Annotated in this window: 11 protein-coding genes and 1 other RNA gene; 4 read left to right on the forward strand and 8 right to left on the reverse strand. The window is 59.9% G+C overall.

Annotated elements, in window-relative coordinates:
• The first annotated feature begins 204 nt into the window (after nucleotides 1-204).
• Together ACW9HW_RS05420 and ACW9HW_RS05425 are read left to right on the forward strand one after the other, a co-directional pair.
• Nucleotides 205-1,155, forward strand: a complete 951-nt coding sequence (locus tag ACW9HW_RS05420; protein WP_095194023.1) for an enoyl-CoA hydratase/isomerase family protein — start codon at nucleotides 205-207, stop codon at nucleotides 1,153-1,155.
• A 136-nt stretch (nucleotides 1,156-1,291) separates the two neighbouring features.
• Nucleotides 1,292-2,011 (forward strand): hypothetical protein, encoded by a 720-nt coding sequence (locus tag ACW9HW_RS05425; RefSeq protein ID WP_095194022.1) that lies wholly within the window; start codon nucleotides 1,292-1,294, stop codon nucleotides 2,009-2,011.
• Nucleotides 2,012-2,042: 31 nt separating this feature from the next.
• Here the strand turns inward: ACW9HW_RS05425 and ACW9HW_RS05430 are convergent, their stop codons facing one another.
• Nucleotides 2,043-2,420 carry a winged helix-turn-helix transcriptional regulator gene (locus ACW9HW_RS05430; RefSeq protein WP_095194021.1) on the reverse strand — a complete coding sequence of 126 codons (378 nt, stop codon included), beginning with the start codon at nucleotides 2,418-2,420 and terminating at the stop codon, nucleotides 2,043-2,045.
• Nucleotides 2,421-2,510: 90 nt separating this feature from the next.
• On the opposite strand from ACW9HW_RS05430, the gene ACW9HW_RS05435 reads away from it, so the two are divergent.
• On the forward strand, nucleotides 2,511-3,668 hold the full coding sequence (locus tag ACW9HW_RS05435; RefSeq protein ID WP_095194020.1) for an alkene reductase: 1,158 nt from the start codon (nucleotides 2,511-2,513) through the stop codon (nucleotides 3,666-3,668).
• Between the two features lie 121 nt (nucleotides 3,669-3,789).
• On the opposite strand, the gene ssrA is transcribed toward ACW9HW_RS05435, so the two are convergent.
• From ssrA to ACW9HW_RS05470, 7 genes are all read right to left on the reverse strand, one after another.
• Nucleotides 3,790-4,186: a transfer-messenger RNA gene (gene ssrA, locus ACW9HW_RS05440) on the reverse strand.
• Nucleotides 4,187-4,282: 96 nt separating this feature from the next.
• Complete coding sequence (locus tag ACW9HW_RS05445; RefSeq protein ID WP_095194019.1) at nucleotides 4,283-4,558, reverse strand: hypothetical protein; 276 nt, start codon at nucleotides 4,556-4,558, stop codon at nucleotides 4,283-4,285.
• A 248-nt stretch (nucleotides 4,559-4,806) separates the two neighbouring features.
• Nucleotides 4,807-7,617 carry an FAD-binding and (Fe-S)-binding domain-containing protein gene (locus ACW9HW_RS05450; RefSeq protein ID WP_457398820.1) on the reverse strand — a complete coding sequence of 937 codons (2,811 nt, stop codon included), beginning with the start codon at nucleotides 7,615-7,617 and terminating at the stop codon, nucleotides 4,807-4,809.
• Complete coding sequence (locus ACW9HW_RS05455; RefSeq protein WP_457398822.1) at nucleotides 7,614-8,285, reverse strand: LutC/YkgG family protein; 672 nt, start codon at nucleotides 8,283-8,285, stop codon at nucleotides 7,614-7,616. The genes ACW9HW_RS05450 and ACW9HW_RS05455 overlap by 4 nt, the downstream gene beginning before the upstream one ends.
• Nucleotides 8,285-9,739 (reverse strand): LutB/LldF family L-lactate oxidation iron-sulfur protein, encoded by a 1,455-nt coding sequence (locus tag ACW9HW_RS05460; protein WP_095194016.1) that lies wholly within the window; start codon nucleotides 9,737-9,739, stop codon nucleotides 8,285-8,287. Before ACW9HW_RS05460 ends, ACW9HW_RS05455 begins: the two co-directional genes overlap by 1 nt.
• Nucleotides 9,736-10,560 (reverse strand): (Fe-S)-binding protein, encoded by an 825-nt coding sequence (locus tag ACW9HW_RS05465; protein ID WP_095194015.1) that lies wholly within the window; start codon nucleotides 10,558-10,560, stop codon nucleotides 9,736-9,738. The genes ACW9HW_RS05460 and ACW9HW_RS05465 overlap by 4 nt, the downstream gene beginning before the upstream one ends.
• Before the next feature lie 151 nt (nucleotides 10,561-10,711).
• Complete coding sequence (locus tag ACW9HW_RS05470; RefSeq protein WP_095194014.1) at nucleotides 10,712-12,406, reverse strand: lactate permease LctP family transporter; 1,695 nt, start codon at nucleotides 12,404-12,406, stop codon at nucleotides 10,712-10,714.
• A 262-nt stretch (nucleotides 12,407-12,668) separates the two neighbouring features.
• Between ACW9HW_RS05470 and ACW9HW_RS05475 the strand changes: the two genes are divergently transcribed.
• Nucleotides 12,669-13,436, forward strand: a complete 768-nt coding sequence (locus tag ACW9HW_RS05475) for a GntR family transcriptional regulator (RefSeq protein ID WP_095194013.1) — start codon at nucleotides 12,669-12,671, stop codon at nucleotides 13,434-13,436.
• Nucleotides 13,437-13,448 lie beyond the last annotated feature (12 nt).

Genomic DNA, 13,448 nt, shown 5'->3' on the forward strand with positions numbered 1-13,448 from the left:
CCGGGCCTCCCGCTTATGTTGACCCCAGCCGATGCCTCCGACCGTGCCCGACCGCTTTGCGGCGCTGCACACACTAACGATGTGTTGACCCGCAAAGGGACCGAGCACGGCGCGTGAGTCTTCACGCTCCGCGCAGCAGGCAGGCCGCAATGACTGCTCAACGGGAATCCACATGCCACCAGGCAATCCTCTGGAGAAGTTCCCATGAGATTTCAGTTGCTCACGGCTGCATTGATTTTCGCCAGCACAGCGATGACGGACACAGCGCTCGCAGGCCAGACAGCCCCTTCATCCGCCGACAAGGCATCCTCCACCAGCGCGGTCAAACAGGAAATCAAGCTCACGCGGGTCACGCCCGAGTACTGGCGGGTGACGTTCCACAATCCGCCGTACAACATCTATGGCCCGGAAACCATGCCGCAGTTGAACGAAGTGGTCACGGCCATCGAGTCCGATCCGAAACTGGTGGTCGTGGTATTCGACAGCGATGTGCCGGACTTCTTTTTGACCCACTATGACTTCGTGCCGCCGCTGACCGATACCACCAGCCTGCCCAACGGCCCGACCGGCCTGCCGCCGCTGCCCGACATGCTGGTGCGGCTGAGCAAGGCGCCGGTGGTCTCGATCGTGTCGATTCGCGGACGCGCCACCGGCGTCGGCAGCGAACTGGCCCTGGCCAGCGACATGCGTTTTGCCAGCCGCGAGAAAGCCATCCTGTCGCAATGGGAAATCGGCGCCGCGCTGGTACCGGGAGGCGGCCCCATGGCTCGCCTGCCACGGCTGATGGGACGCGGGCGGGCGCTGGAAGTGTTGCTGACCGGCAACGACATCAATGGCGAACTCGCCGAGCGTTATGGTTACGTCAACCGCGCGCTGCCCGACGCCGAACTCGACAAGTTCGTCGACACCATGGCCCGACGCATCGCCCGCTTCGACAAGCAGTCGATTGCCGACATCAAGCGCCTGGTCGATGCCGCCAGCCTGCCGCCCAACGAAGCCATCGCCAGCGAATGGGAAGGTTTCATCGGCTCGGTGCAACGGCCGGCGGCGCAGGCGCGGATCAAGCAGTTGATGGAGCTTGGCCTGCAGAAGAAAGCGGATGTCGAGAAACGCCTGGCCCACTACACCGGTATGCTGGGCGAGCCGTCGAAGTAAGGTGGTCGGCCCCTGTAGGAGCGAGCTGGCTCGCGATGGTCGTGAACGATAACGCGTAAAACCAGATATCCAACGGCGCCCTCAGGTTTTTCGCGAGCAAGCTCGCTCCTACGCACAGCATTGCGGAGTACGAACGATGATCGAATTGCTGCAAAAGGTGCTCGATGCCCATGGCGGCCTGGAGCGCTGGAGCCGTTTCACCACACTCAACGCCACCATCGTGACGGGGGGCGAGTTGTGGGGGATCAAGAGCGTGTCACAAGACACCGTGCCCCGGGAAATGACCGTCAGCCTGCACCAGCAACGCGCCTCGGTGACACCGTTCGGCAAACCCGACTGGCGCACGGTATTCAGGGCCGACTACATCTCCATCGAAACCACCCAGGGTGAAATCGTCCGCGAGCGTTCGAACCCGCGCGAGGCATTCGCCGGGCATGTCATGGACACCCCCTGGGACCCGTTGCATCGCGCGTACTTCAGCGGATACGCCATGTGGACGTACCTGACGACACCGTTCTTCATGGCGATGCCGGGCTTCAGCGTCAATGAAATTACGCCCTGGCAGGAAGGCCAGGAGCGCTGGCGTGGATTGCGAGTGGAGTTTGCGCAAGACATTGCCAGTCACAGTCGCTATCAGGACTTTTACTTCGATGACGATTTTCTGCTGCGCCGTCACGACTATCACGTCGACGTGGCGGGTGGGTTTGCTGCCGCTCAATACGTGAGCGATTACGTTGAAGCCCAAGGCTTTCGTTTTCCGACCCGGCGTAGAGCCTACCTGCGGGGCGCGGATTTGCAGCCCATGCGTGAACGCTTGATGGTGTCGATAGACTTGAGTGACTTTCGCCTGAGTTGAGGTGCTTTGGTTGGCCAAGGCTGAATGGGCGTCAGTTGTTGCGATCTCGAACCACGGCATCGCAGGGCACCAGCCTATGGACCTCGTCGAGTTCCCTGGCGTGATGGATTCCCCATTCAATCAGCGACTCCAGGAGGGGGCGCAGGCTTTCGCCAAGCGGGGTAAGCAGGTATTCGATCCCCTGACGATCCTTGGCGCTGGGTTGCCGGCTCACCATTCCATGTTCCTCGAGCGCTCGCAGTTGCTCGATCAACACTTTCTGTGAAATGCCTGCAATGCGCTTCTCCAGATCGCAGGTGCGATGCGGGCCGTCCAGCAGCACATGAAGGATGACCGCCTTCCAGCGCCCGGAGAGGACAGCCAGGGTGCGCTCGACCGGCAAGCCCGGCAGTCTATTGATTGTCTTCATTTGCCACCACTGACAAAACGGTGTGTAGATGGGCGCGACTGACGAAAAGTACGCTTTCCTTCCGATCAAAACCGATCCGAAGGAAGTCCCATGATAGACCTGTTTGAATCTCGGTTGCTTGGCGGCACCGTTGTGCTGAAGAACCGCATTGTCATGGCCCCCATGACACGCACGCGGACGTCCGAGGGTGACATCCCGAATGAATTGATGGCCACCTATTACGGGCAACGGGCCAGTGCCGGCCTGATCGTCGCCGAGGCGACCGATGTTGCACCGTCCAGTAACGGCTACGCACTGACACCCGGCATCTACACGCAAGCCCAGCAGCAGGGCTGGCGTTTGGTGACCGATCAGGTTCACCGCAATGGCGGCACAATATTTTTGCAACTCTGGCACGTCGGCCGGATGGCCCATCCATCGCTCATGCCGAACGGCGAAGCGCCATGGGGAGTGACCGAGGAAAGGTCCGAGTCGCAGGTGTTTGCCCACGGCCCGGATGGCAAGTTGGACTTTATCGCCGCCGGTAAACCGAGACGCCTGAGGACGGAGGAAGTGATGGCGTTGGTCAGCACTTTTTCCCGGAACTGCGTCAATGCTCGGGAGGCTGGATTTGATGGTGTCGAAATCCACGGCGCCAACGGTTACCTGTTCGAGCAGTTCATGAACTCGGTGCTCAATACGCGCACCGATTGCTATGGGGGAGGCAGCGTAGAAAACCGTACACGGTTCCTGATGGAAGTCGTTGAAGCGGCGGTGCGTGAACTGGGTCCCGGGCGTGTGGGTGTCCGCCTGTCTCCGTTCGGCAAGTTCAACGGTATTGCGGCAGACCCGCTGACCGAGGAAACCCTGCTGTACGTTGCCGAGCGTCTGGGGCGTCTCGGCGTCGCCTATCTGCACCTGGTCTACGAGCTGATGCCTGAGGCGAACATGGAAATTGCCGAGTTCAAATCACACCACCTCGACCACACGCTGCTGGCCAAGGTGCGAGCGGCGTTTGCAGGTGCAATCATCTGGTGCGGTGGCTTTACTGGTCGCCAGAGCGCCCAGGACGCACTCGACACCGGCTTAGTGGACCTGATCGCCTTCGGCAGACCCTATATCGCCAACCCGGATCTGGCTGCGCGTCTCAAGCACGGCTGGCCGCTGGCCGAAGCGGACCGATCAACGTATTACACCCGACGTGGTGAGGTGGGTTACACGGACTTTCCTGCCTATCCGATGGTGAGTGCTGCATACGGCACGGCCTGACCGGGAGGGGTGTGCAGGCGCTTGATGCCGGCTGGTGGTTGCCCTGTCGGTCGCTGAAAACTTGATTTCACTGAATTCCAGGCACAAAAAAAGACGTCCGTGGACGTCTTTTTTGTTGAGTTGGTGGAGCCGGGGGGATTTGAACCCCCGTCCGCCAGTACTCCGCTGTCGGTACTACATGCGTAGCCGTGTCTATTAAGTTAACCCTCAGCGACCCGACGGGCAGGGTGCTTTGGGCGAGTTGTGTAAGTTTTAGCCGCTTCGTCCACAACGTACTGCACGGCGATTCTGTTCTATATGACAATCACTTTGGGTTTACAGACATCCCCTGGTGATTGCTGGACCCGAAGGTACCAGAAGCTCAGGGCTAAGGCTGCTTACGCAGCGAGAGCGAATTCCTGGCCGTAGTTTTCGTCATTGGCAACTATAAGTAGTTGCAACAGTGGATTTACGAGTTCTGTTACCAACTCGGCATGCACCTAAAGTTTCGCAACCGGCGTCGAATCCTAAACGGCCCCGAACTCATTGCTCGCAAATCATGGTGAGCAACAAGCCTGTACAGTCTACGTCAATGTGGCCCGGAAGGCCAACCCGAAGGTTGGCCTTGTCTCGCATCAGTTCCGGGTAGGGTTTCGGATCTGCATTTTGGTGATCATGCCGGAGGTGATTTCGATGCAATCCTTGTCGTTACCGGCCGCCTGGGCCGCCTTGGATTTTTCCAGCGCATCTTTGACGGTGTTCAGGGAGGTTTCAGGTATGGACGGTGCGCTGTCCACGAAGTCGCTTATTTGTTGAATGTTCGCCGCACAAAGATCCTTGTCTGCCGCGAATACGGGCGATGCCAGCAGTGCCGCAGTGATAAACAATCCAGCAATTGCAGAGTGCTTCATGGGTATCTCCTTGCGCATGAGGGCTCGGTGCTGCCGGTGAATGGGGCCGCTGGCCGAGGGGGTTATAAGCCCGTTCGCAGGGCCTAATCAAATGACTATAGCCGCGCGCAGGAATTCGGTTTTTTTTTGCAGCAGCGCAAGGGGTTGTAGGAGCGAGCTTGCTCGCGAAGGATTCAAGAGCGACGCGTTTATTCAGAAAGCACGCGTTATCGTTGACTTCCATCGCGAGCAAGCTCGCTCCACAGTTTTTACGCAGTGCGCGCTTGCGTCACGCGATCCACCAGATAGACCAGCCCGTGATAATCGATCCCGCCATGCTGGCTGAGGCCGATTTCACAGGTTCGGCTGGTGGAAATGCCTTCACTGCAGTACTGCACCGCGTCTTTCAAGGTGCGCAGCGAATGGGCGTTCAGCTCAGGCGTGGTGAACCCCTTGTCGCCGGCAAATCCGCAGCAGTGAATGCCTTCGGGGATGACCACGTTTTTACTGCACTTGCGCGCCAGATCGATCAACGCCTGGCTTTCCCCCAGGTGCTGGGTGCTGCAGGTGACGTGCACCGCGATGGGTGTGTCCTGTGGCGTGAAGTCCAGGCGATCCATCAGGTGCGTGCGAATGAAACGCACCGGGTCGTACAGGTCCAGGCGCACATCGCCGAGGTCCTGGGTCAGGCGCAAGGTGCAGGGGCTGGTGTCGCAGTAGATCGGATCGAGTCCGCCACGGCTGGCGTGGAGCAGGGCGCCGATCAGTTCCTGGCGTTTGTGTTCGGCCTGTTCGGCGTAACCCTTTGAGGCAAACGGCTGGCCGCAGCAGAGATTGTCCAGATTGTCCGGAAAGACCACCTGATACCCGGCTTTTTCCAGCAGGCCGCGGGTTTTGTCGTACAGCGACATTTGTTCCTTGTCCCCGGCTGACGGACCCATGGCGCGTGAAACGCACGCAGCCAGGTACACCACGCGCGGGCGCTCGTCCGTCACTGCCGGGCTGAAGCGGATCGCCCGTTCAGGCTGCGGCATGGCGTTGGTCCACTGCGGGATTTGCCCTTTGGACAGGCGGGTCACCGCTGCGGAAAGTTTGGCCAGTCGCGGTGCGCCCAGCAACATCCGCGCACCGTTGGCCACGTGGAGGGTGAAACGCGCGCCTTGCAACGCCGTGGCGAAATTTCCTTCAAGCCAGTTGGCAGTTTTCGTATGGGTGGCGTGCTGGCCGCGAAGCTTTTTCACCAGCTCGCCGGTATTGATGCCTACCGGGCAGCGTTGCGCACAAAGGCCGGTGGCGGCACAGGTATCAATACCCTGGTATTCATAGGCTGCTTCGAGTTCCCGGGTATCGACCCCGGCTCGCTTCTTCGCCTGGATGTCACGCCAGATCACGATGCGCTGGCGCGGGCTCAGGGTCAGGCCTTTCGAGGGGCAGACGGGTTCGCAGAAGCCGCACTCGATGCACTTGTCCACGATCTCGTCGGCGGCCGGCAATGGCTTGAGATGCTTGAGGTGGATCTGCGGATCGTCGCTGAGCACCACGTCCGGGTTGAGAATGCCATTGGGATCGAGCAGGCGTTTGAGTTGCCACATCAGCTGGTAGGCATCGCTGCCCCATTCCAGTTCGACAAACGGCGCCATGTTGCGCCCGGTGCCGTGTTCAGCCTTGAGCGAGCCGCCAAACTCCACCGCGACCAACTGCGCCACGTCATCCATGAACGCCTGGTAGCGTGCGACTTCTTCCGGGTTGTTGAAGCCTTGGGTGAAGACGAAGTGCAGATTGCCTTCCAGTGCGTGTCCGAAAAGGATCGCTTCGTCGTAATGATGTTTGTCGAACAATTCGATCAGGCGGTTCACGCCGATCGCCAGTTGTTCCACCGGGAAGGTCACGTCCTCGATGATCACCGTGGTACCGGTTTTGCGCACCGCGCCGACGGCGGGGAAGGTGTCCTTGCGGATCGCCCAGAGGCGGGCGTTTTCCAGCGGATCTTCGGTGAAGTCGACTTGCTTCTCCACCGGGAACGACGCCAATGACGTCATGATCTGTGCCAGTTGCTCTTGCAGCAAGGTGGACGATGCCGCGCGGGATTCGATCAGCAAGGCGCAAGCATTATTCGACAGGTGCTGTACGAAAGCGGGCATGCCGGGTTTGTTCTGCACCGAACGCAGGCTGCGCCGGTCCAGCAGTTCCACAGCTGACACCGGTTGGCTTTTCAGCACGGTGACCGCATTGCAGCAGGTCTCCACGTTCGGGAAGACGATCAGCGCCGAGGCCTTGTTCGGGTGGTCGATCACGGTGTCGTAGGTCACCGCGCTGATGAAGCCCAGGGTGCCTTCGGAACCCACCAGCAGGTGGCTCAAGATATCGACAGGCTCGTCGTAATCCACCAGGGCGTTGAGTGACAGGCCGGTGGTATTTTTCAGACGGTATTTGTGGCGGATTTTTGCCGCGAGTTCGGTGTTGGCGCGGGTCTCGCGACCCAAGGTCGCCAGGCGCTCCAGCAATGTTGCATGGCTTTGACGAAACGCAGCCACGCTGGCGGCATCTTCGGTGTCGAGACGGCTGCCATCGGCCAATACCAGGCGAATGCCGGCCAGGGTGTGATAGGTGTTTTGCGCGGTACCGCAGCACATGCCGCTGGCATTGTTGGCGACGATGCCGCCGATTTTGCAGGCATTGATCGACGCCGGGTCCGGGCCGATCTTGCGTCCGAACGGTGCCAGCCAGGCATTGGCCTGAGCGCCGATTACGCCGGGCTGCAGGCGAATTTGCGTGCCCTGGCCACGGATCTCGCGACCGTTCCAGTTATCCCCAAGGACGATCAACACCGAATCACTGATGGCCTGGCCGGACAGACTGGTGCCGGCGGCGCGGAAGGTCACCGGAACCTGATCGCGCTGAGCCAGTTGCAGCAGCGCTACCACTTCATCTTCAGACTCGACGCGAATTACCAGTTGCGGAATCAGCCGATAGAAACTGGCGTCAGTGCCGAACGCCAGGGTCGACAGCGGATCGTCGAAGCGCCGTTCATGGGGAATCAATTGCTGCGCATCGCGCAGGAAAGCGGCCGGTAGACTCATTGGTCCTCCAGGATCAACACCACCAGGTCCTTTGGACCGTGGGCACCGTAGGCCAGGACCTGCTCGATGTCGGCGGTCTTCGATGGGCCGGACACCAGCAGCGCATTGGTCGGCATGCCTTGAGCCCACTCGAATTCCTGCTGCACCTGATAGAAGTTATCACGGATCTCGCTGGCCTTGAGCAGGGCGAAATGCACCGGTGGCGCCAGGCTCATCAAGCGCGGTTCTTCCCGCGTCGGCCAAAGGATCAGGCTACCTGTCGCCGCGATTGCGCCCAGGGTGCCGGTCAGGCTCGCCGGAGTGTCGTTGAATAGTTCGGCTTTCCATTCTTCCACCGGACGGTCGTAGGCCTTGAGTGTCGGCAGCTGCGGATTTTTCGCCCAGTGCTCGGTGACACGTTGGCCGTGAGTTGTGGTCGGCGCGATCAACAGGCTCGGCAGCTGACGATCCAGCAGCAACTTCGCCAGCAAGGCGGGCCAGTCTTCACCCGAGGTCAGATGGATTTCCGTGTGCACCGCTTCCATCAGTTTGCGCAGTTGCGGGATGCGTTGCTCCGGGGTGTAGGTATAAGGCTCGGTCACCAAACCGACATTGAAGTTGTCAGTCACGGGTGTGGTGCCTGTCAGACTTTTACGCAGTTTGCCGAGAATGTTTTGCTTGGCGCTCATCAACGATCTCCCTGTTTGGCCAGATGTTCGCGAGCCATGTCATGCAGTGAACGGGCAGCGGGTTTCGGTGCGCTATGATTCTGCGTCCACGGGCCGACATTGCTCGGCGTGAGTGCGCGCAGTCGCGTGGCGAAGAAACCGAACAGGCGATACAGCGTCGGTGAGCTGTTGAGCCTGGCCCAGGCGTTCCAGATGAACCGTTCCTTGCGCGAGTATTTGCTGCCCTGGCCGCGCATCGCTTGATGCGGGCTATCGGGCGCTTTGACATTCTCTTCGCGCAGACGCCGCAGCAAGGACGGGATCGGAATCTTGACCGGGCACACTTCACCACAAGCTCCGCACAACGAAGAGGCGCTGGGGTGGTCCGGGACTTTCGCCAGGCCGACCATGTGCGGGGTGATGATTTTTCCGATAGGACCGGGGTAAACCTCGCCGTAGGCATGGCCACCGATTCGGGTATAGACCGGGCAATGATTCATACAGGCGCCGCAGCGGATGCAGTTCAGGGTCTGGCGCAATTCGCTGTCGGCAAACGCCTGGCTGCGACCGTTATCCAGCAGGACCAGGTGCACTTCCTGTGGGCCGTCCAGTTCATGTTCCTTGCGCGGGCCGGAGATCATGTTGACGTAGGTGGTGATCGGAATGCCGAGTGCCGAACGGGTCAGCAGCGACAACAGCGGCACCACGTCGCGCAGGTTTTCCACGACTTTTTCGATGCCGGTGACGGCGATGTGCACCGGTGGCACCGTGGTCGTCATGCGACCGTTGCCTTCGTTCTCAACCAGCAGCAAGGTGCCGGTTTCGGCCACGGCGAAGTTGACGCCGGAGACGCCGATGTCCGCTTCGAAGAATTTCTGCCGCAGGACCCTGCGACCGATCTGAATGAGTTGGTCAACGTCCTTGGTATATTCCACGCCAAGTTTGTCGTGGAACAAGGACGCGACCTGGCCGGCGTTCTTGTGGATTGCCGGCATGATTATGTGTGAAGGCTTCTCGTGGTCGAGCTGGACGATGTACTCGCCCATGTCCGATTCCAGGCATTCAATGCCCTGTTCAGCGAGGACATGGTTCATCTCCATCTCTTCGCTGACCATCGATTTGCCCTTGATCACTTGCCGCCCCTCGTGAGCGCGGATGATCGAGAGGACGATGCCATTGGCCTCGTCCACCGTTTCCGCCCAGTGCACTGTCACACCGTTGCGGGTCAGGTTCTGTTCAAGTTGCTCGAGCAGGTCGGGCAACTTCGATAAAGCGCGGGCGCGGACCGCATTGCCCAGCGCTCGCAGGTGTTCTCTTTCATGGGCATCGCTGAAAGCCGTTGCCCGTTTGGTCATCAGTGAATCCATCGCCTTGCGAAAGTTGTTTCGCAATTGCGCATCACCCAGTGCGTCGTGAGCCCGGGTGCGGAAATCTTCTTCTACGGCGACCGTAGGAATAATCGCGGAAGCGTTCATTGTGCGCCTCCGGTTCGCTGCCAGAGGAAACTGGCCAGGTGTTGGCCACGCAACGCTTCTTGCTGTTTCTCCAGCGAGCCATTGATGTTCATCAGGCAACCGCAGTCGGCACTGAGTACCTTGTGTGCGCCGGATTCCTTCAACGACCGGGTCTTGTCAGCCACCATCGCCCCGGAGATATCTGGCATACGGACGCTGAAAGTCCCACCGAAGCCACAGCATTCGCTTTCATGGCTATGGTTGACGCGTTCTACATTGCTCAATTGCGCCAGCAATTCGCGGCCATGCAAATGAGTGTTCATTTCGCGACGTGCCGAACACGAGGTGTGCAACGCCACTTTCACAGGCGTGCCACTGTCCTTGAGCTGCACCTTGCAGACAAACAGCAGGAACTCGGCCAGTTCATAGGTTCTGGCAGCCAATGCCTGAACCTGTTTCAACGTTTGCGGCTCGTCCTTGAACAGATCGGCATAGTGCTCACGCAACATGCCGGCGCAGGAACCGGACGGCACCACCACCGGATAGTCCCCGGCGAACAGCGCCAGTTGCGAGCGTGCGACAGTCCTGGCCTGCTCGGTGTAACCCGAGGTGTAGGCCGGCTGGCCGCAGCAACTCTGCCCTTGCGGGTACTCGACACGGATGCCTTCGCGCTCGAGCAAGTGGATCGCATCCATACCGGCTTCCGGGTAGAACAAATCCACTACGCAGGTCCCGAACAGGTAAACCCGTTGCGGTTTCTCGCTGGGGTATTGCCGAGGCTCGGGCAGTGGCGGGGCGACACGGGTCGCATTCGGCACAGCGTTGTAAAAAAGCTCGCTCATCAGGCGTGTCTCCGGGTGGGCCCGGTTATCCGTCCGCTGAGGCTGCTGAATATAGAGAGAGATGCTTTCAGCAGCCTTACAGACCGGGTTGTGAATAGCTGACGCCGGAGTCGTGGTCCGGCGTCGGTTTTTTCTATGCGGCGGGTAGTACTCAGTGCACCAGCATGCCGGTGAACCAGTAGGCCTGAGCCAGGGTGATCAGGCCGACGATGGTTGCAAAGAACAGGCTGTGCTTGAGCGTGAAGCGGAACAGATCCGATTCCTTGCCCACCAGGCCGGTCGCGGCGCAGGCCACGGCGATCGATTGTGGCGAGATCATCTTGCCGGTCACGCCGCCGCTGGTGTTGGCCGCCACCAGCAAGGTGTCGTTGACACCGATCTGATGCGCAGTGGTCGCTTGCAACGAGCCGAACAGGGCGTTGGACGAGGTGTCGGAACCGGTCAGGAACACGCCCAGCCAGCCAAGGAACGGCGAGAAGAACGGGAAGGCTGCGCCAGTACCGGCCAACACCAGGGCCATGGTCGACGACATGCCCGAGAAGTTGGTGACGAACGCGAAAGCCAGCACCATGCCGATGGACAGAATCGGCCAGCGCAGTTCGTAGAAGGTCTCTTTCAAAGTGGTCAGACCAGTTCTGAGGTTGATCTTCAGAACCAGCATCGAAATCAATGCCGAGAAGAAAATCGCCGTACCGGTCGCGGAAATCGGGTCAAGCTTGAACACGGCCGGGATGGCGGTCGGATTGGCCACGATCGGTGCGACTTTGATCACCATCTGGTCCAGGTGCGGAATGGCGAAGTTGAACACCCAGCTGTACATGGAGCCGCCGGCGGCAAACATGGCCTTGAACGGCTTCAGGGTCCAGATGGTGACCAGTACGGTGAGGATCAGGAACGGCGACCAGGCCTTGATGATTTCCCCCAGGCTGTAAGGCGAAGCCACGGTCGTGCGCTTCTGGCCGAAACCACCGGTACTGGCGCTCACCACAGAGGCGGATACGGCGCCGACGATGTGTTGGCCGGCGGCGCGTTTCGGCTGCCAGACTTTCAGGAACAGTGTCAGGGAAACCAGGCTGGCCAGGGCCGAAGTAATGTCCGGCAGTTCCGGGCCGATGAAGTTCGAGGTGAAGTACTGGGTCACGGCAAAGCTCAAACCGGCGACCAATGCAGCAGGCCAGGTTTCGCGCACGCCACGCAGGCCATCCATCATGAACACCAGCCAGAACGGCACGAACAACGACAGCAGCGGCAGTTGACGGCCGGTCATGGCGCCGATCTTGAACGCGTCGATGCCTGTCACTTGCCCGGCAACGATGATCGGAATGCCCAGGGCGCCGAAGGCCACCGGCGCGGTGTTCGCGATCAGGCACAGGCCTGCGGCGTACAGCGGGTTGAAGCCCAGCCCTACCAGCAACGCGGCGGTAATCGCTACCGGCGCGCCGAAACCGGCTGCACCTTCGAGGAAGGCGCCGAAGCAAAAGCCGATCAGCAGCACTTGCAGACGTTGGTCGTCGGTAATCGACAGCACCGAGCTGCGGATCACTTCGAACTGGCCACTCTTGACCGTCAGTTTGTAGAGGAATACGGCGGCGACGATGATCCAGGCGATCGGCCACAGACCGTAAGCGAAGCCATATCCCGCGGCGGCGAATGCCATGTCGACCGGCATCTGGAAGGCAAAGATTGCCACCAGAATCGACAAGGCCAGGGTGATGCTGCCGGCCACGTGCCCTTTGAGGCGGAACACGGCCAGGGCCAGAAAGAAAAACACGATGGGGATGACGGCTGCGAGCGCGGATAAACCGAGGCTGCCGAGTGGGCTGTAGAGCTGTTGCCAGGTTTGCATATGGGGTGGCCCCTAATTGTTGTTGGTCAGGCACTGATCAGCGTTCTTGGATAATTGGTAAGACCAATTTACAATCGCTGTTGGCTAGGGTAAAAGCCTTGTAGGCGGTGTGTCAATTTGCCGCCCTAAAACTTTTGTCGAATGCGTGTTCCATCAGGGTGTTCGGGCCTGGGGGTTAAATGCTTGCCAATAGGTGCCGACACGGCGCGAATGGGCCAGAATAGAGGCCCGGCGAGCCGTCGGGTCGTGGAGAAATCGAGTTATGGGGTTTGATCAGATTCGTCAGCGCCGTTTGTCTGACGATATTGTCGAGCAGCTGGAGGGCATGATCCTCGAAGGCACGCTGAAGGCCGGAGAGCGTCTGCCGGCCGAGCGGGCATTGGCCGAGCAGTTCGGTGTGTCACGCCCTTCGTTGCGCGAAGCCATTCAGAAACTGGTCGCCAAAGGATTGCTGGTCAGTCGCCAGGGTGGCGGCAACTATGTGGTGGAGTCCCTGGGTACGACCTTCAGTGATCCACTGCTGCAATTGCTGGAAAGCAATCCCGAGGCTCAGCGCGATCTGTTGGAATTTCGCCATACGCTGGAAGCGTCCTGCGCTTACTACGCCGCCTTACGTGCCACGGATGTTGATCGCGAGCGACTGACTGCGGCATTCAATGAGTTGCAGGACTGTTATTCGCGGCACGATGAGGTCAGTCGGGCGGAAGAAGGCGCGGCGGATGCGAAATTCCATCTGGCGATTGCCGAGGCGAGCCACAACGCGGTGCTGCTGCACACCATTCGCGGCTTGTTCGACCTGCTCAAGCGCAACGTGGTCACCAACATTGGCGGCATGTACAAACAGCGCACTGAAACCCGTGACATGCTGATCACGCAGCACCGGGAATTGTATCTGGCGATTATCGAAGGCAGGGCGGAGTACGCGCGGGAAGTCTCCAGTCGCCACATTCTGTATGTGCAGGAAGTGCTGGAAGAAGTGCGTCAGGAAGTACAGCGCGTGGCCCGGGCGGAGCGGCGCAAGGGGATGTAGAGGTATTCTGTG

It is taken from the genome of Pseudomonas sp. SDO5532_S415, assembly GCF_054071155.1.

Coding starts and splice junctions, on each gene's coding strand:
- ACW9HW_RS05420 (WP_095194023.1), top strand. CDS start 205: ATGAGATTTCAGTTGCTCACGGCTGCATTGATTTTCGCCAGCACAGCG.
- ACW9HW_RS05425 (WP_095194022.1), top strand. CDS start 1,292: ATGATCGAATTGCTGCAAAAGGTGCTCGATGCCCATGGCGGCCTGGAG.
- ACW9HW_RS05430 (WP_095194021.1), bottom strand. CDS start 2,420: ATGAAGACAATCAATAGACTGCCGGGCTTGCCGGTCGAGCGCACCCTG.
- ACW9HW_RS05435 (WP_095194020.1), top strand. CDS start 2,511: ATGATAGACCTGTTTGAATCTCGGTTGCTTGGCGGCACCGTTGTGCTG.
- ACW9HW_RS05445 (WP_095194019.1), bottom strand. CDS start 4,558: ATGAAGCACTCTGCAATTGCTGGATTGTTTATCACTGCGGCACTGCTG.
- ACW9HW_RS05450 (WP_457398820.1), bottom strand. CDS start 7,617: ATGAGTCTACCGGCCGCTTTCCTGCGCGATGCGCAGCAATTGATTCCC.
- ACW9HW_RS05455 (WP_457398822.1), bottom strand. CDS start 8,285: ATGAGCGCCAAGCAAAACATTCTCGGCAAACTGCGTAAAAGTCTGACA.
- ACW9HW_RS05460 (WP_095194016.1), bottom strand. CDS start 9,739: ATGAACGCTTCCGCGATTATTCCTACGGTCGCCGTAGAAGAAGATTTC.
- ACW9HW_RS05465 (WP_095194015.1), bottom strand. CDS start 10,560: ATGAGCGAGCTTTTTTACAACGCTGTGCCGAATGCGACCCGTGTCGCC.
- ACW9HW_RS05470 (WP_095194014.1), bottom strand. CDS start 12,406: ATGCAAACCTGGCAACAGCTCTACAGCCCACTCGGCAGCCTCGGTTTA.
- ACW9HW_RS05475 (WP_095194013.1), top strand. CDS start 12,669: ATGGGGTTTGATCAGATTCGTCAGCGCCGTTTGTCTGACGATATTGTC.